General features: G+C 66.6%; 17 protein-coding genes. 13 read left to right on the top strand and 4 right to left on the bottom strand.

The window, feature by feature from the left end; genetic code table 11:
- The first annotated feature begins 169 nt into the window (after positions 1 to 169).
- Positions 170 to 1,828: a 2-isopropylmalate synthase gene (locus tag ACZY08_RS14700; RefSeq protein ID WP_463745995.1), complete on the top strand. Its 1,659-nt coding sequence runs from the start codon at positions 170 to 172 to the stop codon at positions 1,826 to 1,828.
- Here the strand turns inward: ACZY08_RS14700 and ACZY08_RS14695 are convergent.
- Entirely contained in the window at positions 1,815 to 2,270 is a 456-nt protein-coding gene (locus ACZY08_RS14695; RefSeq protein ID WP_463745996.1) for a peroxiredoxin, read from the bottom strand. The two genes, ACZY08_RS14700 and ACZY08_RS14695, sit on opposite strands and share 14 nt — an antisense overlap.
- 70 nt (positions 2,271 to 2,340) lie before the next feature.
- Between ACZY08_RS14695 and ACZY08_RS14690 the strand changes: the two genes are divergently transcribed.
- The 12 genes from ACZY08_RS14690 to ACZY08_RS14635 all read left to right on the top strand — a co-directional run bounded on the left by ACZY08_RS14690 (position 2,341) and on the right by ACZY08_RS14635 (position 19,272).
- Entirely contained in the window at positions 2,341 to 3,870 is a 1,530-nt protein-coding gene (locus ACZY08_RS14690) for an anthranilate synthase component I (protein ID WP_463745915.1), read from the top strand.
- Positions 3,867 to 4,487 carry a TIGR02234 family membrane protein gene (locus ACZY08_RS14685; protein WP_463745916.1) on the top strand — a complete coding sequence of 207 codons (621 nt, stop codon included), beginning with the start codon at positions 3,867 to 3,869 and terminating at the stop codon, positions 4,485 to 4,487. The genes ACZY08_RS14690 and ACZY08_RS14685 overlap by 4 nt, the downstream gene beginning before the upstream one ends.
- 83 nt (positions 4,488 to 4,570) lie before the next feature.
- Positions 4,571 to 5,389 carry an indole-3-glycerol phosphate synthase TrpC gene (gene trpC / locus ACZY08_RS14680; protein ID WP_463745917.1) on the top strand — a complete coding sequence of 273 codons (819 nt, stop codon included), beginning with the start codon at positions 4,571 to 4,573 and terminating at the stop codon, positions 5,387 to 5,389.
- Positions 5,390 to 5,426: 37 nt separating this feature from the next.
- A complete protein-coding gene (gene trpB / locus ACZY08_RS14675; protein ID WP_463745918.1) occupies positions 5,427 to 6,692 on the top strand; it encodes a tryptophan synthase subunit beta in 1,266 nt (421 codons plus the stop codon).
- Positions 6,689 to 7,477, top strand: a complete 789-nt coding sequence (gene trpA / locus ACZY08_RS14670; RefSeq protein ID WP_463745919.1) for a tryptophan synthase subunit alpha — start codon at positions 6,689 to 6,691, stop codon at positions 7,475 to 7,477. Before trpB ends, trpA begins: the two co-directional genes overlap by 4 nt.
- The gene (gene lgt, locus ACZY08_RS14665; protein WP_463745920.1) at positions 7,474 to 9,966 is read left to right on the top strand and encodes a prolipoprotein diacylglyceryl transferase; all 2,493 of its coding nucleotides are present in this window, start codon (positions 7,474 to 7,476) and stop codon (positions 9,964 to 9,966) included. Before trpA ends, lgt begins: the two co-directional genes overlap by 4 nt.
- Positions 9,967 to 9,993: 27 nt before the next feature.
- Positions 9,994 to 10,392, top strand: a complete 399-nt coding sequence (locus ACZY08_RS14660) for a TM2 domain-containing protein (RefSeq protein WP_463745921.1) — start codon at positions 9,994 to 9,996, stop codon at positions 10,390 to 10,392.
- Positions 10,382 to 10,795: a DUF2752 domain-containing protein gene (locus ACZY08_RS14655; protein ID WP_463745997.1), complete on the top strand. Its 414-nt coding sequence runs from the start codon at positions 10,382 to 10,384 to the stop codon at positions 10,793 to 10,795. The genes ACZY08_RS14660 and ACZY08_RS14655 overlap by 11 nt, the downstream gene beginning before the upstream one ends.
- Before the next feature lie 85 nt (positions 10,796 to 10,880).
- Positions 10,881 to 15,446, top strand: coding sequence for a glutamate synthase large subunit (gltB, locus tag ACZY08_RS14650; RefSeq protein WP_463745922.1), 4,566 nt, complete (start codon positions 10,881 to 10,883; stop codon positions 15,444 to 15,446).
- A complete protein-coding gene (locus tag ACZY08_RS14645) occupies positions 15,439 to 16,941 on the top strand; it encodes a glutamate synthase subunit beta (protein ID WP_463745923.1) in 1,503 nt (500 codons plus the stop codon). The genes gltB and ACZY08_RS14645 overlap by 8 nt, the downstream gene beginning before the upstream one ends.
- A gap of 24 nt (positions 16,942 to 16,965) precedes the next feature.
- Positions 16,966 to 18,384 carry a pyruvate kinase gene (pyk, locus tag ACZY08_RS14640; protein WP_463745924.1) on the top strand — a complete coding sequence of 473 codons (1,419 nt, stop codon included), beginning with the start codon at positions 16,966 to 16,968 and terminating at the stop codon, positions 18,382 to 18,384.
- A gap of 15 nt (positions 18,385 to 18,399) precedes the next feature.
- Positions 18,400 to 19,272: an acyl-CoA thioesterase domain-containing protein gene (locus tag ACZY08_RS14635; RefSeq protein WP_463745925.1), complete on the top strand. Its 873-nt coding sequence runs from the start codon at positions 18,400 to 18,402 to the stop codon at positions 19,270 to 19,272.
- Between the two features lie 6 nt (positions 19,273 to 19,278).
- Here the strand turns inward: ACZY08_RS14635 and ACZY08_RS14630 are convergent, their stop codons facing one another.
- The 3 genes from ACZY08_RS14630 to cydD are packed head-to-tail and all read right to left on the bottom strand — an operon-like array spanning position 19,279 to position 22,919.
- Positions 19,279 to 19,836 (bottom strand): DUF4190 domain-containing protein, encoded by a 558-nt coding sequence (locus ACZY08_RS14630; protein ID WP_463745926.1) that lies wholly within the window; start codon positions 19,834 to 19,836, stop codon positions 19,279 to 19,281.
- A gap of 10 nt (positions 19,837 to 19,846) precedes the next feature.
- The gene (locus ACZY08_RS14625) at positions 19,847 to 21,379 is read right to left on the bottom strand and encodes an ATP-binding cassette domain-containing protein (RefSeq protein WP_463745927.1); all 1,533 of its coding nucleotides are present in this window, start codon (positions 21,377 to 21,379) and stop codon (positions 19,847 to 19,849) included.
- Complete coding sequence (gene cydD, locus ACZY08_RS14620; RefSeq protein WP_463745998.1) at positions 21,366 to 22,919, bottom strand: thiol reductant ABC exporter subunit CydD; 1,554 nt, start codon at positions 22,917 to 22,919, stop codon at positions 21,366 to 21,368. The genes ACZY08_RS14625 and cydD overlap by 14 nt, the downstream gene beginning before the upstream one ends.
- Positions 22,920 to 22,936: the final 17 nt, after the last annotated feature.

The following is a 22,936-nucleotide window of genomic DNA, read 5'->3' as shown; positions in this document are numbered from 1 at the left end:
CGCGGCGGGGCCTGAATCGACCGGCCCCCTGCCGTGGGGCTGTGTCGCGCCGGTCGAAACCCATCCGACCGAAGGCACCCTGATGACGTCAGCATTTCCCACCATCGACACCCCGGCCGGGGAAGTCCCGGCGACCGCACCGACGTGGAACCGGCAGCGGCAATCCCAGATGCCATCACATCGCTACGCCAGCATCTACGACCGTGTTGAAGTCCCTCTGGTGCAACGCGATTGGCCCACCGCACGCATCACTACCGCGCCGCTGTGGGTTCCGGTCGACTTGCGGGACGGCAACCAGGCGCTGGCCGAGCCGATGGATCCGGCCCGTAAACGCCGGTTCTTCGAACTGCTCGTCGCCATGGGCTACAAGGAGATCGAGGTCGGATACCCATCCGCGTCGCAGACCGACTTCGACTTCGTCCGGCTGCTGGCGGAATCCGACATCGCCCCGCCGGATGTCACCATCGTGGTGTTCGTGCCGGCGCGCCGCGATCTGATCGAACGGACCGTGGACTCGGTTCGTGGCATCGGCAACGACGTCGTCATCCACATGTACACCGCCACCGCACCGACCTGGCGCGACGTGGTGCTGGGGAAAACCCGTACCGAACTGCGGGATCTCATTCTGAACGGCGCGCAAGACGTCCTGGAATGCACCGACGGCATGCCCAATGTGCGATTCGAGTTCTCGCCGGAGGTGTTCAACCTCACCGAGCCCGACTATGTGCTGGAGTTGTGCGACGCGGTCACGGTGCGGTGGCAAGCCACGCCTGATCGTCCGGTCATCTTGAACCTGCCGGCCACCGTCGAAGTCGCCACCCCGAATGTGTATGCCGATCAGATCGAATACATGCACCGCAACGTATCTCGCCGTGACAGCGTCATCTTGTCGGTGCATCCGCACAATGATCGGGGAACGGGCATCGCGTGTGCCGAACTGGCGGTGCTCGCCGGGGCGCAGCGGGTCGAAGGCTGCGTGTTCGGCAACGGTGAACGCACGGGCAATGTCGACATCGCGACCTTGGCATTGAATCTGCATGCGCAGGGTGTGGACCCGATGATCGACTTCTCCGACATCGACGAGATCGCGCGGACAGTCAGTCATTGCACCCGAATGCCGATCCACGAGCGCCATCCGTATGTCGGGGACATGGTGCACACGGCGTTTTCGGGAACACACCAGGATGCGATCAAGAAAGGGTTCGCCGAACATCGCCGACGCGCCGTGGACACGGGGCGGCCGGAGAATGAAATCGATTGGCGGGTACCGTATCTGCCGATCGACCCGGCCGACATCGGCCGCACCTATGACGCGGTGATCCGGGTGAACTCGCAGTCAGGCAAGGGTGGGATTGCGTACCTGCTGGCAGGTGAATACGGACTGGAACTGCCGCGCCGCCTGCAGATCGATTTCGCCCGCCACGTCCAGACGCACACTGACGAGAGTGGTGCCGAGATCACCGCCGCCGAACTGTTCGAGTTGTTCGAAGCGGCCTATCTCGATCCCGCCGGGCCGGTGCACCTCAAGGACTGGCACACCGGCGGCGACGGTGCAGCCGCGGTCACCGACCTCACGCTGGTGTGCGACGGCCGCACCGTGACCAGCAGCCATCGTGGCATCGGCCCGGTGGATGCACTGCGGGCCGCGCTGGAGGAGATCGGCCATTCGGTCGAGGTGTTGAGTCTGACCCAGCAGTCGATCGGCAGCACCGCCGTCAGCTACCTGGAGTACCGGTCGGCCACTCGCACCGGATGGGCGTGCGGGCGCAGCGATTCGGTACTCGCGGCGTCGATGGCGGCGGTGCTGCGGGCGGTCAACGCGCCTTGAGCACTTCCAGTGCCTTGTCAGCATGGGTGTCCATGCTGATCTCGCTGGAGATCACCGCCAGCACGGTGCGGTCGGTGTCGATGACGAACGTGGTCCGCTTGACGGGCATGAGCTTGCCCAGCAGGCCACGCTTGACCCCGAACTGGGCCGCCACCTTGCCGTCGGCATCCGAGAGCAGCGGGTAGTCGAAATTCTGGATGTCGGCGAACTTGGCCTGTTTGGCGACCGGGTCGGTGCTGATCCCGACCCGGTTCGCCCCGGCGGCGGTGAACTCGCCGGCCAGATCGCGGAAGTGACAGGCCTCCTTGGTGCATCCCGGAGTCATCGCCGCCGGATAGAAGAACAGCACCACCGGGCCGTCGGCGAGCAGGCTCGTCAGACTGCGAATCGTGCCGGTCTGGTCGGGGAGTTCAAAGTCGGGAACGGTGTCACCGGTCCTGATCTGTGTCATGGTCGCCCACGCTAGCCGTCTGCATGCCAGTCCTGCTACGTCGATCTGGGAGGATTGGTCTGTGCAAACCACCCCCGACAGCCTCACCCGCACCACATCGCGCGAGGATTTCCGGGCGCTGGCCTCCGAGCACCGCGTGGTCCCGGTGACGCGCAAGGTGCTGGCCGACAGCGAGACGCCGTTGTCCGCGTACCGCAAGCTCGCCGCCAACCGTCCCGGCACGTTCCTGCTGGAATCGGCCGAGAACGGTCGCTCGTGGTCACGATGGTCGTTCATCGGCGCCGGTGCCCCCTCGGCCCTGACGGTCCGCAACGACGAGGCGGTGTGGCTGGGTACGGCACCCAAGGACGCACCCAGCGGCGGCGAGCCGTTGGCAGCTTTGCGAGCCACGCTGGATCTGCTGCAGACCGAGGCGGTGCCCGATCTGCCGCCGCTGTCATCGGGGTTGGTGGGCTATTTCGCCTACGATATGGTGCGCCGGCTGGAACGGCTCCCAGAGCTCGCTGTCGACGATCTGGGACTGCCGGACATGGTGCTGCTGCTGGCCACCGACATCGCGGCCGTCGACCACCACGAGGGCACCATCACCTTGATCGCCAATGCGGTGAACTGGAACGGCACCGACGAACGGGTTGACGAGGCGTATGACGATGCGGTGCGACGCCTCGATGTGATGACCACCGCCCTCGGGCAGCCGCTGTCGTCCACCGTGGCGACGTTCAGCCGCCCTGTGCCTGATCACCGCGCGCAGCGCACGGTGGAGGAGTACACCGCGATCGTCGAGAAGCTCGTCGGCGACATCGAGGCCGGCGAAGCGTTCCAGGTGGTGCCCTCACAGCGGTTCGAGATGACCACCAGAGCGGATCCTATTGATGTCTACCGGATGCTGCGGGTGACCAACCCGAGCCCGTACATGTATCTGCTCAACGTTCCCGATGCCGATGGCGGACTGGACTTTTCGGTTGTCGGCTCCAGTCCCGAGGCTCTGGTCACAGTGAAAGACGGCCGGGCCACCACCCACCCGATCGCGGGTACGCGGTGGCGCGGCACCACCGAGGAAGAAGACGTGCTGCTCGAAAAGGAACTGCTGGCCGACGAGAAGGAACGCGCCGAGCACCTGATGCTCGTCGATCTCGGCCGCAACGATCTGGGGCGGGTGTGCCGCCCGGGCACCGTGCGGGTCGAGGACTACAGCCATATCGAGCGCTACAGCCATGTGATGCACCTGGTGTCCACGGTGACCGGGGAGTTGGCCGAGGGGAAGACCGCGCTGGACGCGGTGACGGCATGTTTCCCGGCCGGCACTCTTTCCGGGGCACCCAAGGTGCGGGCCATGGAGTTGATCGAGGAGGTCGAGATGACCCGGCGCGGCCTATACGGCGGCGTGCTGGGCTACCTCGACTTCGCCGGAAACGCCGACTTCGCGATTGCCATCCGGACCGCACTGATGCGGGACGGCACGGCCTATGTGCAGGCCGGAGGGGGAGTTGTGGCCGATTCCAACGGCCCCTACGAGTACAACGAATCGGCGAACAAGGCGAAAGCCGTGCTCAACGCCATTGCCGCCGCTGACACATTGGCCGAGCCGTGACCCGGGTGGCGCAGGCGCTGTTCGTCGTCGCGGCGGTGATGTTGTGGGTCGCGTCGCGGATGACCTGGGTATCGGTGACGTCGTTCGATGGGCTGGGTAAGCCCAAGACCACGGCGTTGACGGGCGCATCCTGGTCGACGGCCTTGATCCCGCTGGCACTGCTGGTGCTGGCGGCCGCGGTCGCGGTGCTGGCCGTGCACGGCTGGGCGTTGCGGTTACTGGCCCTGCTGATCGCTGCTGCCAGCGCCGGGATGGGGTACCTGGGGATCAGCCTGTGGGTGGTCAAGGATGTGGCGCAGCGGGCCGCTGACCTGGCAGTTGTTCCGGTTTCCCAGCTGACCGCAGCTGGGGGCGGGACCAGTCGTTCCTTCGGGGGCGCAGTGCTGACCCTGGTGGCAGCGGTGTGTGCATTGGTCGGTGCGGTGCTGCTGATGCGGTCGGCCAACAGCGCGAAGGGCGGCAATGCGGGCCGCTATTCGGCACCCGCGGCGCGGCGGGAGGCAGTCAGGGGTGACGGCGGTGATGAGCCGATGTCGGAGCGAATGCTGTGGGATGCGCTGGACGAAGGTCACGATCCGACCGGCGAGGGCACTGATCCGGACAGTAAGGGCCGGTGAATGGTGAAGGTGTGGCGACGGCTACCCTTCGAGGGAGGGCAACCGGGACCGGCCCGGAGGCACCAGAAAGGAACCGACGGGCGATGAGTTCGGCCACAGTGCTCGACTCCATTATCGAGGGAGTCCGCGCCGACGTTGCCGCCCGCGAGGCCGTTATCAGCTTGGCTGATATCAAGGCGCGGGCCCAGGACGCACCTCCTCCCCTCAACGTGATGGCTGCGTTGCGGGAACCGGGAATTGCCGTGATCGCCGAGGTGAAGCGCGCAAGTCCGTCTCGGGGCGAGCTGGCCAACATCGCCGATCCGGCGAAGCTGGCGCAGGCGTATGAGGCCGGTGGTGCGCGGGTGATCAGCGTGCTCACCGAGCAGCGCAGGTTCAACGGATCTCTGGAGGACCTCGACGCAGTGCGGGCCGCGGTGTCAATCCCGGTGTTGCGCAAAGACTTTGTCATCAAGCCATACCAGATCCATGAGGCCCGGGCCCATGGTGCCGACCTGTTGCTGTTGATTGTCGCGGCGCTGGAGCAGCCGGTGTTGGAATCGCTGCTCGAGCGCACGGAATCTCTCGGGATGACGGCACTTGTCGAGGTGCACACCGAAGAAGAGGCCGACCGGGCGTTGCAGGCCGGCGCCACGGTGATCGGTGTCAACGCCCGCGACCTCAAGACGCTCGAAGTCGACCGCGACTGCTTCAGTCGGATCGCGCCGGGATTGCCCAGCAATGTCATCCGTGTCGCGGAGTCCGGAGTTCGTGGAACCGCTGATCTGCTGGCGTATGCCGGCGCGGGTGCCGATGCCGTGCTGGTCGGTGAGGGCCTGGTGACCAGCGGGGATCCCCGCACCGCGGTCGCCGACCTGGTCACCGCCGGTACGCACCCGTCCTGCCCGAAACCGGCTCGCTGAACCAGGCGATGAGCCGCTTGCACGAAAAGGCTGTTTGATGGCGGATCTCGCGGGGCCCGAGTTGCCCCGTTCCAGCGCAGGCGTGGCCGAACCGACCGTTCACGATCCCGACGCGCTGGGACATTTCGGTTCTTACGGTGGCCGGTTGGTCCCCGAGGCGCTGATGGCAGTCATCGAGGAGGTGACCGCGGCCTACGAGAAGGCCCGCGGTGATCAAGCCTTCCTCGATGAGCTGGACCGGTTACAGCGTCACTACAGTGGCCGGCCGTCCCCGCTGTACGAGGCCACCCGCCTGTCCGAGCATGCAGGCGGCGCGCGCATCTTCCTCAAGCGAGAAGATCTGAACCACACCGGTTCTCACAAGATCAACAATGTTCTGGGGCAGGCGCTGCTCGCGCGGCAGATGGGTAAGACTCGCGTCATCGCCGAGACCGGCGCCGGTCAGCACGGCGTGGCCACTGCCACCGCGTGCGCGCTGCTCGGTCTCGAATGCATCATTTACATGGGCGCGGTGGATACCGCCCGCCAGGCCCTCAACGTCGCGCGGATGCGGCTGCTGGGAGCCACCGTTGTCTCGGTCGAGGCTGGTTCCAAGACCCTCAAGGACGCCATCAACGAGGCATTCCGGGACTGGGTCACCAACGCCGATGACACTTACTACTGCTTCGGGACGGCTGCCGGCCCGCATCCGTTCCCGCTGATGGTGCGTGATTTCCAGCGCGTGATCGGTTTGGAGGCCAGAGCGCAGATCCTTGATCAGGCCGGTCGGTTGCCCGACGCGGTCACCGCGTGTGTCGGTGGCGGTTCGAACGCCATCGGCGTGTTCCACGCGTTCATCGATGACCCGGCGGTCCGGCTGGTCGGTTTCGAGGCCGCCGGCGACGGTGTCGAAACAGGGCGGCACGCTGCGACATTCGCGGGTGGCTCGCCCGGTGCGTTCCAGGGTTCATTCTCCTACCTGTTGCAGGACGAGGATGGCCAGACGATCGAATCGCATTCCATCTCGGCCGGTTTGGACTATCCGGGTGTCGGACCTGAGCATGCTTTCCTGAAAGACATCGGCCGTGCCGAGTACCGCCCGATCACCGATACCGAGGCGATGGATGCGTTCTCGCTGCTGTGCCGCCTCGAGGGCATCATTCCGGCGATCGAGTCGGCGCACGCGGTGGCCGGTGCACTCAAGCTGGGACCTGAACTGGGCAGTGGATCGATCATCGTGGTGAACTTGTCCGGACGTGGTGACAAGGACGTCGAGACGGCGGCCACGTGGTTCGGGCTGCTCGATGAGGGGAGCGCGGGATGAGCCGGCTGGCGGAAATGTTCGACGGCTGCCGCGCCGAGGGCCGTGCCGCGCTGATCGGCTACCTGCCGACCGGGTTCCCGGACGTTCAGACGTCGATCGCAGCGATGACGGCGATGGTCGAGTCCGGTTGCGACCTGGTGGAAGTCGGCGTTCCCTACTCGGATCCAGGAATGGACGGACCCACCATTGCCGCCGCCGCCGACGCTGCCCTGGCCGGCGGCGTCCGGGTGCGCGACACCCTGGCCGCGGTCGAGGCGATCAGCAACGCCGGTGGCCGCGCCGTGGTGATGACCTACTGGAACCCGGTGCTGCGCAAGGGTGTTGACACATTTGCCCGCGACCTGGCCTCCGCCGGTGGATGCGGACTTATCACCCCCGATCTGATTCCCGAGGAAGCCGTCGACTGGATCGCCGCCTCCGAGGAACACAATCTGGACCGGATCTTCCTGGTCGCCCCGTCCTCGACGCCGGAACGGCTCGCGGCGACGGTGAAAGCATCGCGAGGTTTCGTCTACGCCGCCTCGACGATGGGCGTCACCGGCGCGCGCGATGTGGTCTCGAACGCGGCACCCGAGTTGGTGCGGCGCGTCAAGGAAGTGTCCGACATCCCCGTCGGGGTCGGATTGGGTGTGCGCTCGGGAGCGCAGGCCGCCGAGATCGGCGCCTACGCCGACGGCGTCATCGTCGGGTCGGCCCTGGTGTCGGCCCTGAGCGAGGGGTTGGACGCCGTCCGTCGCCTCACCGAAGAACTGGCCATCGGCGTTAGGCAGAGGATTTCAGCTTGACCACTACCGTGCTCGCGTATTTGCCCAGCCCGTCGCAGGGCGTCTGGCATCTGGGGCCGGTGCCGATCCGCGCGTACGCGCTGTGCATCATCGTCGGCATCATCGCCGCGCTGGTGATCGGCGACCGGCGTTGGCAGGCGCGGGGTGGGCAGGCCGGCGTCATCTATGACATCGCCTTGTGGGCAGTGCCTTTCGGGCTCGTCGGTGGCCGGTTGTATCACGTCATGACGGACTGGCCCACCTATTTCGGGCCGACCGGAAAGGGACTCGGGGCGGCATTCCAGGTCTGGCAGGGCGGTCTGGGAATCTGGGGCGCCGTCGCACTGGGCGGCGTCGGAGCCTGGATCGGTTGCCGTTCGCACGGAATTCCGCTGCCGGCCTTCGGTGATGCGATCGCTCCGGGAATCATCTTGGCTCAGGCGATCGGCCGGCTCGGCAACTACTTCAACCAGGAGCTGTACGGCGGCGACACCACATTGCCGTGGGGCCTGGAGATCTACAAACGCGTGAACTCCCTCGGCCGGGTCGATGATCTCAACGGAGTGTCGACCGGCGAGGTCCTACGGGTGGTGCACCCCACCTTCCTCTACGAATTGCTGTGGAACCTACTGGTTTTCGCGCTGCTCATTTGGGCCGACCGCAAGTTCAAACTCGGCCACGGAAGGCTGTTCGCGCTTTATGTGGCCGGCTACTGCGCGGGCCGTTTCCTGGTCGAGTTGATGCGCAGCGACCCGGCAACCGAGTTCGCCGGCATCCGTATCAATACGTTCACCTCGACCTTCGTGTTCATCGGCGCCGTGGTCTACATCATGTTGGCGACCAAGGGCCGGGAAGACCCGGCGACCTTGGCAGGTAAGCGCGAGGACGAAGAGGACGAGTCGGCGCTGGACGAACTCGGCAAGGAACTCGTTGCCGCGGCGGCCACCACCGGTGTTGTCGCGGCGGCAACGGCGGCGGGGCAAGACGATGACGAGGACGCCGAGGATGCCGACCACATGCATCCCGATGAGGTCGGCGCCAGCGAAGACGACGGAGCCGAGGCGGCCGCGGCCATCGAACTGAAGGCGATCAGCACAGAGTCTGATGACGACGCCGACGAGGACGCCGGCGACGAAGAGGAGTCCGCAGAAGCCGAAGGTGAGCCCGAAGCCGAATCTGAGGATGAGGCCGATGAGGTCGCTGACGAGGATGCTGACGACGACGAGCCCGCCGACGCTAAGGCCGAGACCGAGGACGAAGCCGCTGAACCTGACGCTGTCGTCGTCGACGAGTCCCTCGAAGAGGCCGATGATTCCGACGCCGCTGAAGGTGAGCCGGAAGCTGAAAGCGACGAGGACGCCGAATCCGAGGAAGTCACCGACGGTGCGGCAGCTGACGAGGACGCAGACCTAGAGGCTGCCGAGGCGGCCGTTGGCGCCGATACCGCCCAGTCGGAGGCAGACGCCGAAGAAATCGTCGCCGGTACCGAGGCTGAGGCCGACGAGGATGCTGCCGACGAGGTCGACGAGGTTGGGGTCCCGGTAGACGAAACCGTGGAGCCCGACGACGCAGAAGCAGGCGAAGCTGCAGCCGAGCAGACCACCGACGAGGAGTCCACGAGTACCGAAGACGAGGCTGAGCCTGAATCGGCGGACGACATCGAAGAGGTTGCCGTTACGGAAGAGGCTGTGGCTGAGGGTGCGGCTCCGACGGAGTCCGATGCCGACGACGAGTCGGGCACCGACGAGGTCGAAGAGTCCGACGACGCAGAAGCAGACGAAGTTGCAGCCGAGCAGACCACCGACGAGGAGTCCACGAGTACCGATGACGAGGCTGAGCCTGAATCGGCGGACGACGCCGAAGAAATCGTCGCCGGTACCGAGGCTGAGGCCGACGAGGATGTCGCCGACGAGGTCGACGAGGTTGAGGTCCCCGTAGACGAAGCCGTGGAGCCCGACGACGCAGAAGCAGGCGAAGCTGCAGCCGAGCAGGCCACCGAGGAGTCCGAGACGGGCACCGACGAGGAGTCCACGGGCACCGAAGACGAGGCTGAGCCTGAATCGGCGGACGACATCGAAGAGGTTGCCGTTACGGAAGAGGCTGTGGCTGAGGGTGCGGCTCCGACGGAGACCGATACCGATGACGAGTCGGTGACCGATGAGGTCGAAGAGTCCGACGCCGCAGCGTCAGACGACGCCGAAGACGCATCCGGATCTGTCGAATCGGTGGAGGCTGAAGACGACGCTGAGCCGGCCGAAGAGACGTCCGAAGAGACCGATGAAGAAGTCGACGAGGTCTCCGGTGATGAGTCAGACCCCGAAGTGACCGATGACGTCGACGACGAATCTGAGGCCGAAGTAGCTGACGATGCGGATGAAGCGGACGACGAATCCGAGGACGAGGTTGCGGGGGAGCCCGAGCCAGAGCCGAAGGCGGACGCTGCTGTCGCGCATCCCGAACCGGTGAAGCAGGGTGGCCGGGTACGTCGCTGGTTGCGCCGTAACCGGTAAGGATCCGGTGTCTGGCATCCTGACGGTATGACCGATCCGTCGCAGTCCGAAGGCCCCTCGGATATCCCGTCGCCGGGCGGGTTTCCGCCGCCCGCAGGATATCCGCCGCCACCGGCCGGCTACCAGCCGTATCCGCCGTCGTTTGTGGATCCGAGTGCGCCATTTGGTCGTCATCCGTTCACCGGCGAGCCGCTCTCCGACAAGTCGAAGGTGGTTGCCGGTCTGCTGCAGTTGGTCGGCCTGTTCGGGTTTGTGGGCATCGGGCGGATCTACCTGGGCCAGACCGGATTGGGCGTCGCCCAGCTGATCGTGGGCTTGGCCACTTGTGGCATCGGCGCCATAATCTGGGGGCTCATCGATGCGATCCTGATCCTCACCGACAGGGTCCGCGACCCGTACGGGCGTCCCCTGCGTGATGGAACCTAGCGGCCTCACCACCACGACGGCGGGGCGGTATTCGCTGCTGACCGCGGGAGTGCTCGGTGCCGGCGCGTTGACCTATATCGGTGTGGCCGATCCACACCGCCCGGGTTTTCTGTTCCCTGAGTGCCCGTTCAAGGCTCTGACCGGGTGGAATTGTCCGGCCTGCGGTGGTCTGCGGATGACCCATGACCTGCTGCACGGTGATATTGGTGCGGCTGTCGTCGACAACGTATTCGCCCTGGTGGGACTTCCGGTCCTGATCGTGTGGATGCTGGTCCGGTGGCGGCTGGGCAAGCCGCTGTTCCCAGTGGCGGCGGTGGTGACGATCGTGGTCACGGTGGTGGTCTGGACGGTGGTGCGGAACCTCCCGGGCTTTCCGTTGGTCCCGACGATAAGCACTCTGTAGTAGCCCACCTGCGCTGATACACTGAAAATTCGGGCCGGTGCAGTCCCGGGACCAGGATGTTCCGGACTTGCGGAGGTGCGATCAAGTGCTGTTCTCGGCATTGCCAGACGCGCAGGGGCTCTATGACCCGGCCAATGAGGCCGATTCCTGCGGCGTGGCCATGATCACCGATATTCAGGGCCGCCGTTCCCACGGCATCGTCAGTGACGGTCTGACCGCGCTCGAACACCTCGAACACCGCGGTGCCGCCGGGGCCGAGCCCAACAGCGGGGATGGCGCCGGCATCCTGCTGCAGTTGCCCGTCGAGTTGTTGCGGCACGTGGTCGACTTCGCACTGCCGGGCCCCGCCGCCGACGGCAGCAATACCTTCGCCACCGGCATCTGTTTCCTGCCACAGGATGAGGACGCGCGCAGTGCCGCGCGCGCCCGCATCGAGGCACTGGCCGCCGAAGAAGGTCTTGAGGTGCTGGGCTGGCGCGCGGTGCCTGTCGATCCCGACGGGGCCGGTATCGGCCTGACTGCGCTGGGGTGCATGCCTCACATGGCCCAGTTGTTCATCGCGGCGCCGGAGGCCGACGGCGTCCGGGCGGGCGGTATCGATCTGGACCGCAAGGTCTACCCGCTGCGCAAGCGGGCCGAGCAGGGCACCGGTGTCGACGCGGTGTACTTTGCATCGCTGTCCAGCCGGACAATCGTCTACAAGGGCATGCTGACGACAATGCAGCTGCCGCAATACTTTCCGGACCTGCGAGACCCGCGTTGCATGAGTGCGATCGCGATCGTGCACAGTCGTTTCTCCACCAACACATTTCCGTCCTGGCCGCTGGCGCATCCGTTCCGGTTCGTCGCGCACAACGGGGAGATCAACACCGTTCGCGGGAACCGCAACCGTATGCATGCCCGGGAGGCGCTACTGGCCAGCGCCCGGATTCCCGGTGACCTGAGCCGGTTGTCGCCGATCTGCACCCCGGATGCCTCCGATTCGGCGTCCTTTGACGAGGTGCTCGAGCTGCTGCACCTGGGCGGACGCAGCCTGCCGCACGCGGTGCTGACGATGATCCCGGAGGCGTGGCAGAACGCCACCACCATGGATGCCGCGGAGCGCGCGTTCTGGAAGTTCCATGCCTCTCTGATGGAACCATGGGACGGGCCGGCCTGCGTCACCTTCACCGATGGCACGGTGGTGGGAGCGGTGTTGGACCGCAACGGTTTACGGCCGGGACGCTGGTGGCGCACGGTTGATGATCGGATCATCCTGGCGAGTGAGAGCGGCGTACTCGACGTGCCGTCGGGCGAGATCGTCGCCAAGGGCCGGCTGCAACCCGGAAAGATGTTCCTGGTCGACACCGCCGCCGGCCGCATCATCGGAGACGACGAGATCAAGGAGCAGCTGGCCGCGGCCGAACCCTACGGTGAGTGGCTGCATGCCGGCTTGCTGGATCTCGGCACGTTGCCCGAAAGGTCCCGGATTCAGCCGAATCACGACTCGGTGGTGCGGCGGCAGATCGCGTTCGGCTACACCGAGGAGGAACTGCGGATCCTGCTGACCCCGATGGCGGCGTCGGGTGGAGAGCCGCTCGGCTCGATGGGGACCGATACCCCCGTCGCGGTGCTGTCGAAGCGCTCACGGCTGCTCTACGACTATTTCATCGAACTGTTCGCCCAGGTGACCAACCCGCCGCTGGATGCCATTCGCGAGGAGGTGGTCACCTCGATGGCGCGGGTGATGGGGCCCGAGGAGAATCTGCTGGAACCCTCGGCCGCGTCCTGCCGCCAAATCGTCTTGCGTTGGCCGGTTCTCGACAACGATGAGCTGAGCAAGATCGTCCACATCAACGACGACGGCGACCATCCGGGTCTGCGGACGGCCGTCCTGCGTGCGCTCTACGACGTCGAGGCCGGCGGCGAGGGGCTGGCCGAAGCGCTCGATGACCTGCAGTTGCGGGCCACCGAGGCGATCGCCAAAGGTGCTCGCACACTGGTGATCTCCGATCGCGATTCTGATCACACGCGGGCTCCGGTCCCGTCGCTGCTGGCGGTTTCGGCGGTACACCACCACCTGGTGCGGACCAAGGAACGCACCAAGGTGGCGCTGGTGGTGGAAAGCGGTGATGCCCGCGAGGTCCATCACATCGCCATGCTCATCGGGTACGGGGCCGCCGCGGTCAATCCCTACCTGGCCTTCGAGTCGATCGAGGACCTGGTCCGCGAGGGTGAGCTGACCGGTATCGAAACCGCCACCGCGGTGCGCAATTATGTCAAGGCGCTCGGCAAGGGCGTGGTCAAGGTGATGAGCAAGATGGGCATCTCCACGGTCGCGTCGTACACCGCCGCGCAGGTTTTCGAGGCGATCGGGCTGAGCCGCGAAGTCGTCGATGAGTACTTCACCGGTACCACCAGCCAGCTCGGCGGCGTGGGACTGGATGTGCTGGCCGAGGAGGTCAAGCTACGCCACCGGCGCGCGTATCCGGAGAACCCCACCGAACGGGTGCATCGTCGTCTCGAGGTCGGCGGCGAATACGCGTTCCGCCGGGAAGGGGAGCTGCACCTGTTCACCCCGGAAGTGGTGTTCCTGCTGCAGCATTCAACCCGTACCGGGCGCCGTGACATCTTCTCCAAATACTCCGAGGAGGTCGATCGGCTGTCCCGGGAAGGTGGGACGCTGCGTGGCCTGTTCGAGTTCAAGCAGGGGCTGCGACCCCCGGTCCCGCTCGACGAGGTCGAGCCGGTCGAGTCGATCGTGACCCGGTTCAACACCGGTGCAATGAGTTACGGGTCAATCTCGGCGGAGGCTCACGAGACCATGGCCATCGCCATGAACAACCTCGGTGGCCGGTCGAACAGCGGCGAAGGCGGCGAGGATGTCGACCGGCTCTACGATCCGCGGCGGCGCAGCGCCGTCAAGCAGGTTGCTTCGGGCCGCTTCGGCGTCACCAGCGACTATTTGGTGAACGCCACCGACATCCAGATCAAGATGGCGCAGGGGGCCAAACCGGGTGAAGGCGGTCAACTTCCGGGCTACAAGGTGTATCCGAACATCGCCAAGACCCGGCACTCGACACCGGGTGTGGGGTTGATCTCGCCGCCTCCGCACCACGACATCTATTCGATCGAGGATCTGGCCCAGCTCATCCATGATCTGAAGAACGCCAACGCCGACGCCCGGATTCACGTGAAGCTGGTGAGCAGCGTCGGGGTCGGCACGGTTGCGGCCGGGGTGTCGAAGGCGCATGCCGATGTGGTGCTGATCTCCGGGTACGACGGCGGCACCGGTGCCGCACCGCTGACCTCGCTCAAGCATGCCGGGGCGCCGTGGGAGATCGGCCTCGCCGACACCCAGCAGACGTTGGTGCTCAACGGTTTGCGTGACCGGATCACCGTGCAGTGCGACGGCGGGATGCGCAGTGCCCGCGATGTGATCGTCGCGGCGCTCCTGGGTGCCGAGGAGTTCGGCTTCGCCACGGCACCGCTGGTGGTGTCCGGCTGCATCATGATGCGGGTCTGTCACCTGGATACCTGCCCGGTCGGGGTGGCCACACAGAACCCCGAACTACGGGCGCGGTTCAACGGCAAGCCCGAGTTCGTGGAGAACTTCTTCACGTTCATTGCCGAGGACATCCGCCGATACCTCGCCGAGCTGGGATTCCGAAGCATCGACGAGGCCGTCGGCCATGCCGAGGTGCTCGACACCGAACCCGGCGTGGCGCACTGGAAGAGCCGGGGGCTCGACCTCAGTCCGGTGTTCGCCGTACCGCTCGATGCCCACGGCAACATGACGCAGCGGCGACGGGTGCGCGATCAGGATCATGGACTCGAGCAAGCCCTCGATCGGACCCTGATCCAACTTGCCGAGGGCGCACTCGAGGATGCTCTACCGGTTCGGCTGGAGCTTCCCGTCCGGAACGTCAACCGGACGGTGGGTACCCTGCTCGGGTCGGAAGTCACGCGCCGCTACGGTGCCGCCGGACTGCCCGACAACACCGTTCACGTCACCCTCACCGGGTCCGCCGGCCAGTCGATCGGAGCATTTCTGCCGCCGGGAGTCACGCTGGATCTGATCGGTGATGCCAACGACTATGTGGGCAAAGGGCTTTCCGGCGGTCGGGTTATCGTGCGGCCGCCCGACGATGTGCTGTTCCTGCCCGAGGACAACGTCATCGCCGGCAACACCCTGCTCTACGGCGCGACCTCGGGCGAGGTGTTCTTGCGGGGCCGGGTCGGTGAGCGCTTCTGCGCCCGCAATTCCGGGGCCTTGGCCGTCGTCGAGGGTGTCGGAGACCACGCGTGCGAGTACATGACCGGCGGCCGCGTGGTGATCCTGGGTAGGACCGGGCGCAACCTGGCTGCCGGTATGTCCGGTGGCATCGCGTTCGTGCTCGGTCTGGACCCGACCAAGGTCAACACCGAAATGGTGCAGCTGCAGCAGTTGGAAGCAGAGGATCTGGCCTGGCTGCACGATGTGGTGGCCGGCCACGCGCGCTACACCGGCAGCACCCTGGCGTACTCGCTTCTGGCCGACTGGCCAAGGCGAAGCGCGCAATTCACCAAAGTTATGCCCACCGACTACCAGCGTGTTCTGCAGGCGACCCGGATGGCCAAGGCCGAGGGACGTGATGTGGACAGCGCGATCATGGAGGCCAGCCGTGGCTGATCCGACCGGATTTCTTCGTGTTCCCAAGATCGAGGCGGCCAAGCGGCCGGTCGAGGAGCGGGTGGGGGACTGGCGCGAGGTGTACGAGCGCGAGGATCCCAATGCGCGCGCCGGTGAGGTGTCGCAGCAGGCGCGGCGCTGTATGGATTGTGGGATCCCGTTCTGTCATTCCGGCAAGGCAGGCTGCCCGTTGGGCAATCTGATCCCGGAATGGAACGACTTGGTCCGGCGGGGGCGTTGGGATGCGGCCAGTGATCGCCTGCACGCCACCAACAACTTTCCGGAGTTCACCGGACGGCTGTGCCCGGCGCCGTGTGAATCGGCCTGCGTGCTCTCGATCTCGGAGGAGCAGACCGGCGGCAGTGTGACGATCAAGCGGATCGAGCAGACGATCGCCGACCACGCGTGGATGAACGGCACCGTGGAACCACAGCCCGCCGCGATCACCACGGGCAGGAGCGTCGCAGTCGTCGGCTCGGGCCCTGCGGGTCTGGCTGCCGCACAACAACTCACCCGCGCCGGTCATGAGGTGACGGTGTACGAGCGTGACGACCGGGTGGGCGGGCTGCTCCGCTACGGGATCCCCGAGTACAAGCTGGAGAAGTCGGTACTTAATCAGCGTTTGGCCCAGATGCGGGCGGAGGGAACGAGATTCGTCACCGAGTGCGAGGTGGGGGTCGATGTCACCGTCGAGCAGCTGCGTCAGCGCCATCAGGCGGTGGTGCTGGCGGTCGGCGCGCTGCGCGGCCGCGACAACGCGGTGCCCGGCCGTGAACTCGACGGCGTGCACCTGGCGATGGACCATCTGGTGCCCGCCAACCGCGAATGCGAGGGCGACGCGTCCTCACCGATCTCGGCGGCGGGCAAGCACGTGGTGATCATCGGTGGCGGCGACACCGGCGCGGACTGTCTGGGCACCGCACACCGCCAGGGTGCGGCTTCGGTGACTCAGCTCGACTACAACACCGAGCCGCCCGAGACCCGCGACGACGACCTTTCGCCGTGGCCGACGTGGCCGTTGGTGCTGCGCACCTCCCCGGCGCATGCCGAAGGGGGTGCGCGCCGGTTCGAGGTGGCGGTGCAGCGGTTCATCGGCGACGACAGCGGTCATGTGCGGGCCATCGAGATCGCCGAGGTCCAGGTGACCCGCGACGCGGAGGGGCGCCGTGAGATCACCCCGGTGGGCGAGTCGTTGGAGATTCCCTGTGACCTGGCGCTGCTGGCCATCGGGTTCGAGGGCGTCGAGCACATGGCGCTGCTCGACGGGCTGGACCTGAAACTGACCCCCCGCGGCACCGTGTCCTGTGGTTCGGACTGGCAGACCGACGCACCCGGGGTGTTCGTGTGTGGTGACGCGCACCGTGGCGCGTCGCTGGTGGTGTGGGCCATCGCCGAGGGCCGTAGCGCGGCGCATGCGGTGGACGCCTACCTGATGGGTGAGTCGGATCTGCCGTCCCCGGTACGGCCCGGCACCCTGCCTCTGGCCGTTCTCTGAATCGATCAACTAGACTGGCACGACGTGAGCAGACGCGGAAAAATCGTTTGTACGCTTGGCCCGGCTACCAGCACCGATGACACGGTACGGGCCCTGGTCGAGGCCGGGATGGATGTCGCTCGGCTGAACTTCAGCCACGGTGACTACACAGACCATGAGGCCGCCTACAAGCGGGTCCGGGCGGCATCGGATGCCACCGGCCACGCAGTGGGTGTGCTGGCTGACCTGCAGGGGCCGAAGATCAGGTTGGGCCGTTTCACGGAGGGCCCGACGTACTGGGCGAGCGGCGAATCGGTGCGGATCACCGTCGACGACTGCGAGGGCACGCACGATCGCGTGTCGACCACCTACAAGCGGTTGGCCGAGGATGCCCGGCCCGGGGATCGGGTCCTTGTCGACGACGGCAACGTCGGTCTGGTGGTTGACCAGATCGAGGGCAACGACGTGGTCTGCACGGTCACCGAAGGCGGTCCCGTCAGCAACAACAAGGGCATGTCGCTGCCCGGCATGAACGTGACGGCGCCGGCGCTGTCCGAGAAGGACATCGACGATCTCGAGTTCGCGCTCCGGCTCGGTGTGGACCTGGTCGCGTTGTCGTTCGTGCGTTCACCCGCCGACGTCGAATTGGTGCACGAGGTCATGGACCGGGTCGGCCGGCGGGTGCCGGTGATCGCCAAGCTGGAGAAGCCCGAGGCCGTCGAAAACCTCGAGGCCATCGTGCTGGCATTCGACGCGATCATGGTGGCCCGAGGTGACCTCGGCGTCGAGCTGCCGCTGGAAGAAGTTCCGCTGGTGCAGAAGCGCGCCATCCAGATGGCAAGGGAGAACGCCAAACCCGTCATCGTCGCCACTCAGATGCTGGAGTCGATGATCGACAGTTCCCGGCCCACCCGGGCCGAGGCCTCTGACGTCGCCAACGCCGTCTTGGACGGCGCGGACGCGGTGATGCTCTCGGGCGAGACCTCGGTCGGCAAGTACCCGCTGGAGGCCGTCAAGACGATGGCTCGCATCATCAAGGCCGTCGAGGACAACTCGGTGACGGTGCCGCCGCTGACGCACACGCCGCGCACCAAGCGCGGGGTGATCTCGTACGCGGCCCGCGATATCGGGGAGCGGCTCGACGCCAAGGCGCTGGTCGCGTTCACCCAGTCCGGGGACACGGTGCGACGCTTGGCCCGGCTGCACACCCCGCTTCCGGTGCTGGCGTTCACGGCGCTTCCCGAGGTGCGCAGCCAGCTCGCCCTGACCTGGGGCACCGAGACGTTCATCGTGGCTCAGATGAAGAGCACCGACGACATGATCCGCCAAGTCGACAAGTCGCTGCTGGATCTTGGCCGCTACAAGCGCGGTGAGCTGGTGGTCATCGTCGCGGGCGCTCCTCCGGGCACAGTAGGCTCCACGAATCTGATCCATGTGCACCGCATCGGGGAGGACGACGTCTAGCGCGAAAGGCATTCCTTGACACACCCGGATTTCGAGGAGCTGCTGGCTGTTCTCGATCTGAATCGCGTCGACGACAACCTGTTCACCGGCTCACATCCGAGTAAGAACCCGGTGCGTACCTTCGGCGGCCAGATGATCGCGCAGGCGTTCGTCGCCGGCGGGCGCACGCTGGAACACAAGCTGGCACCGAGTGCGTTGAATGCGCACTTCATCGCCGGTGGCGATCCCGAGAAGGATCTGGAGTTCCACGTGGTGCGGCTGCGTGACGAGCGCCGGTTCGCCAACCGCCGGGTGGATGTCATGCAGGACGGCAACCTGCTGACCACCGTGATGCTGTCCTACATGAACGCCGGCCGCGGGCTGGAGCACAGCGTGCCCGCACCTGAGGTTCCGCATCCGGACACGCTGCCCAAGATCGATGAACTGCTGCGCGGCTACGAGAAGACGGTGCCGTTGTTCGTCGAGGCGTTGCGCCCGATCGAATGGCGGTACACCAACGACCCGTCCTGGGTGATGCGGGACAAGGGCGGCAAGCTCGATTACAACCGCGTGTGGCTCAAGACCGAAGGCATCATGCCCTCCGATCCGGTGCTGCACGGTGCGGCGCTGGTGTACTCCTCGGATACCACGGTGCTCGATTCGATCATCACGACCCACGGGTTGTCATGGGGTTTCGATCGGATCTTTGCGGTGACGATGAATCACTCCGTGTGGTTTCACCGACCGATCAAGTTCGACGAGTGGGTGCTGTACTCGACCACGTCGCCGGTGGCCGCGGAATCCCGGGGGTTGGGTACCGGACACTTTTTCGACGCGTCGGGCCACTTGGTGGCGACGGTGGTGCAAGAAGGAATCGTCAAGCATTTCCCAGGCGCCGCCAAGTCGTGAGCCGGCTCAGCGGCTGGTGGTCGGCGTCACGCCGAACGAATCCTCCACCCGCCGCTCGAACTCGTTCTCGCAGCGCTGCTGGGCCGCGGTGTCGTCGCCCGCCCGCTGCAGGCAGTGCACGTAGTCGCGGCCGCCGATATCGTCGAACCAGCGCTGGCCGAAGTACACCCAGATGCCGACGAATACCAGGGACAGCACACAGGCGATCGCGCCGAGTGCGATTCCGGTGACGGCAACCCCGCTATTGGTGGCCTCTCCTCGTCGGCAGCGGCCGTGGGCGAGGAATCCGAGAACCAGCGCGACGATGCCGAATATCAGCCCACCGATCACCGACCACGTCAGCAGCAGGGCAACGATGGCCAGAATCAGGGCGGCGGTACCGAGCCCGTTGGCCGGCCCGCGCGGGCTGGGCTGCATCGGGTACCCACCGTACGGTTGCGGAGGTGTCGGGTAGGCCCAGGGAAATGCGCCAGGGGGCGGCCCGTAGGGATACGCCGGTGGTGGGGGAGGTCCGGTCGGCTGTGGCTCCTCAGACCCGGGCGGGTTTGATCGCTCGTCGGTCATGTCTGCGAGGCTACCCGCCGATGACGGCGCCGGGTTGCGGGCAGTGGACGACAGGACAGCCGAGCGTATCCGGCAGATGGTGGGTCGCGACGACGACGGTCCGGTCTGCGGCGAACCAGTCACCCGGAGTGAGGATTTCGGCCAGGATGCGTTGACTGTCGGCCGCATCGAGGTTCTCGGTCGGCTCGTCGAGCAGGACGACAGAGAAATCTGACAGGAGCACCCTCGCCAGCAGTAGCCGGCGTCGTTGCCCGGCCGACAACGCGGTGTGCCCACCTTCGAGCACGGTCGACAGCCCGTCTGGCAGCGCGGTCAGCCATTCGGCGAGGCCGACACGCTCGATCGCGGACAGCAGTTCGGGGTCGGTGGCATCCCCGCGGGCCACAAGCAGATTGTCCCGCACCGTGGTCTCGAAGATGTGCGCGTCCTCGGCGAAAAATGCTGCGCGTCCAGGGGTTTCATCGAGCCGCTCGGCCAGCTCCATCAGCAGCGTGGTTTTTCCCGAGCCGCTGGGTCCGACGACGGCGAGCCGACCCCCGTCGGGCAGATCGACCGAGGGGGCCGGGGGTCGTCGTCGGGCCAGAGGATCGCCCTCGGTGAGTTCGAGCAGACGCCGTGCCGCGATGCGAGATCGGGTGAGTCCGACGGCGGCGTCGGGAAGGGCGGTGGTGGCCTCGAAGGCCGACAACGGCAGCAGCATCAGGATGGCGAGGGTGGTCGGAGCGGTCGTGGGGGCCAGTGCGATGCCCGCGACGACGGCGCCCAGAACGCCGGCGCCGATGGCGATGCTGGGCATCGCGGCGGCCAGCGCTGCCGGGGCAGCGGCCCGGTCAGCGGTGTGCCCCCAGTCGCGGTGGTGGTGCTCCGCGGTGGCGATGACGTCGTCGAGCCGTCCACTCACCCGCAATTCCGGGGCGTACTCCAGGGCCAGCATCGTGGCGGAGTCGCGGTCACCACGATGTTGGACAGCAACGGATTCCGCGGCTGCCACGGCGCGGGCGGTGAGCGCCGGGGCCACCACGCCGGCGATCAGCAGGCAGAGCGTCAACACCGCCGCCGCGCTGGGCGAGATGATCGCGATGACACCGACGGACACCGCGCTGAGCACTGTGGCCACCACGATCGGCAGCACAGAGCGCACCACTACATCGGCCAGTTCGTCGACGGAACTACCGACTCGGGACACCAATTCGCCACTGTCCATCCGCGTCGCGTCGTCGTCGGGTGCCGTCGCGAGCCTGCGGTACAGCCCGGTGCGGGCGTTAGCCGCCGCCCGTAGCGCCGTGTCGTGGGCGGCCAGCCGCTGGCAGTACCCGAGTACCCCGCGTGAAATGCCCAGCCCGCGAACCGCGACCACGGCCACCGACAGGTCCAGGATCGGAGGCATCTGCCAGGCCCGGGTGATCAACCACGCCGAGACGCCCGCCAGGGCCAGCGCACTGCCCAGTGAGAGCACGCCGAGGACGCCGGCCAGGATCAGCCGGCTCAACCGGGGCCGCAGCAGGTCCAGGGTCAGTCGCAGCAGCGGGTCACGACGAAACATGTGCGGCACCAATCGTGATCACCTGGTCGCCGATGGCCAGCACCGGATCCCGATGCCCGATTACCACGACCGTTGCGCCCGCACGGGCCCGGGCGACGATGGCCTGCAACACCCGTTGTTCCAGAGCGAGATCGAGGTGGGCGGTGGGCTCGTCGAGCAGCAGCACCCGTGCCGATGACCCGAGTGCGCGGGTGAGCCCCAACCGTTGTCGCTGGCCCAGTGACAGCCCGACCCCGGTGCGGCCGATCCTGGTGTCGAGCCCGTCGGGTAGGTCATCGAGCACGTCGTCGAATCCCGAATCGCGGCAGGCCCGGTCCGGGTCGGCCAGTGGTCCGAGTAGTTCGAGGTTCTCGCGGACGGTCCCCGGGATCAGCACCGGCCGGTGGGGCAGCCAGGCGACGCAGTGCCACCAGGCCGTCAGGTCCAGGTCCACGACATTAACTCCGTCAACCCGCACGGGCCCCGAGGGCAGCGTGGCCAATCCGAGAATGGCTTGCAGCGCAGTCGATTTTCCCGCCCCGTTGGGTCCGGTCAGCACGGTGACCCGACCGGGTTCGCCCACTGGACCCAGGCCGCTCAACTCGATCGTCGGTGCGGTATTGCTCGGGCGCACAACACCTTCGGTCGGTGCGTGCGTATCGCACAACCGAAAGGCCTGTTCTGCTGCGGTTTTGCCATCCTGTGCCGCGTGAAACGCCGCGCCCACGCGGCGCAGCGGCCAGAACACCTCCGGGGCCAGCAGGAGCGCTGTCAGGCCGGCCGTCAGGGTCATCTCGCCGTAGACGAGTCGCAGGCCGACGCTGACTGCTACCAGCGCCACACCCAAAGTGGCCAGCAGTTCGAGCACCAACGAGGAGAGGAATGCGATCCGCAGGGTTGCCATGGCGGAACGCCGGTGTGCGGCAGCCAAGTCAGTGATCCGTTGGACCGAACCGGCAGCCCGGCCGAGGGCGCGTAGCGTCGGAATCCCGGCCACCAGATCGAGTAGCCGGGCCTGCAGCGTCGTCATCGCGGCCAGCGAAGCCGCCGACCGCTCGGCGGTGACCAGTCCGATCAGCACCATGAACACCGGGATCAGGGGGAGTGCGATCACCACGATCGCCGCGGCCTGAAGGTCGTAGCACGCCATCACCACCACTGCCAACGGGGTGAGGACCGCCGCCTGCACCATTGCGGGCACATAGCCGGTGAAGTAGGGCCGGAGCCCGTCGAGGCCACGGGTGACCACTGCGGCGGCGGCGTCACGGTCGGCCGCCAATTGCCTTGGCGGTGCCGCGGTTACCGAGCGCAGCACCTGGCTGGACAATTCTCCGATCACCGCGGTGGCGCCGCGCTGGGAGAGCCGGCCCTGAAGCCAGTGGGCGGCGGCGCGCAGAATCCAGAGCGCCGACAACGCGACGAGCGCACCGCCGTGGCCGGCCGCCGAGCCCGGTTCGGTGATGATCGCGGCGACGATGTGCGCCAGCACAACGGCTGCGGCAATGGTGCAGGCACTGACGGTGAAGCCGCATACGACTGTCGCCAGTAGGTGGCGCCGCAGCGCCGCCGTGGACCCGG

The sequence above is a fragment of the Mycobacterium sp. IDUB_9 genome (assembly GCF_055419505.1).
This window is presented reverse-complemented; position numbering and strand designations above follow the sequence as displayed.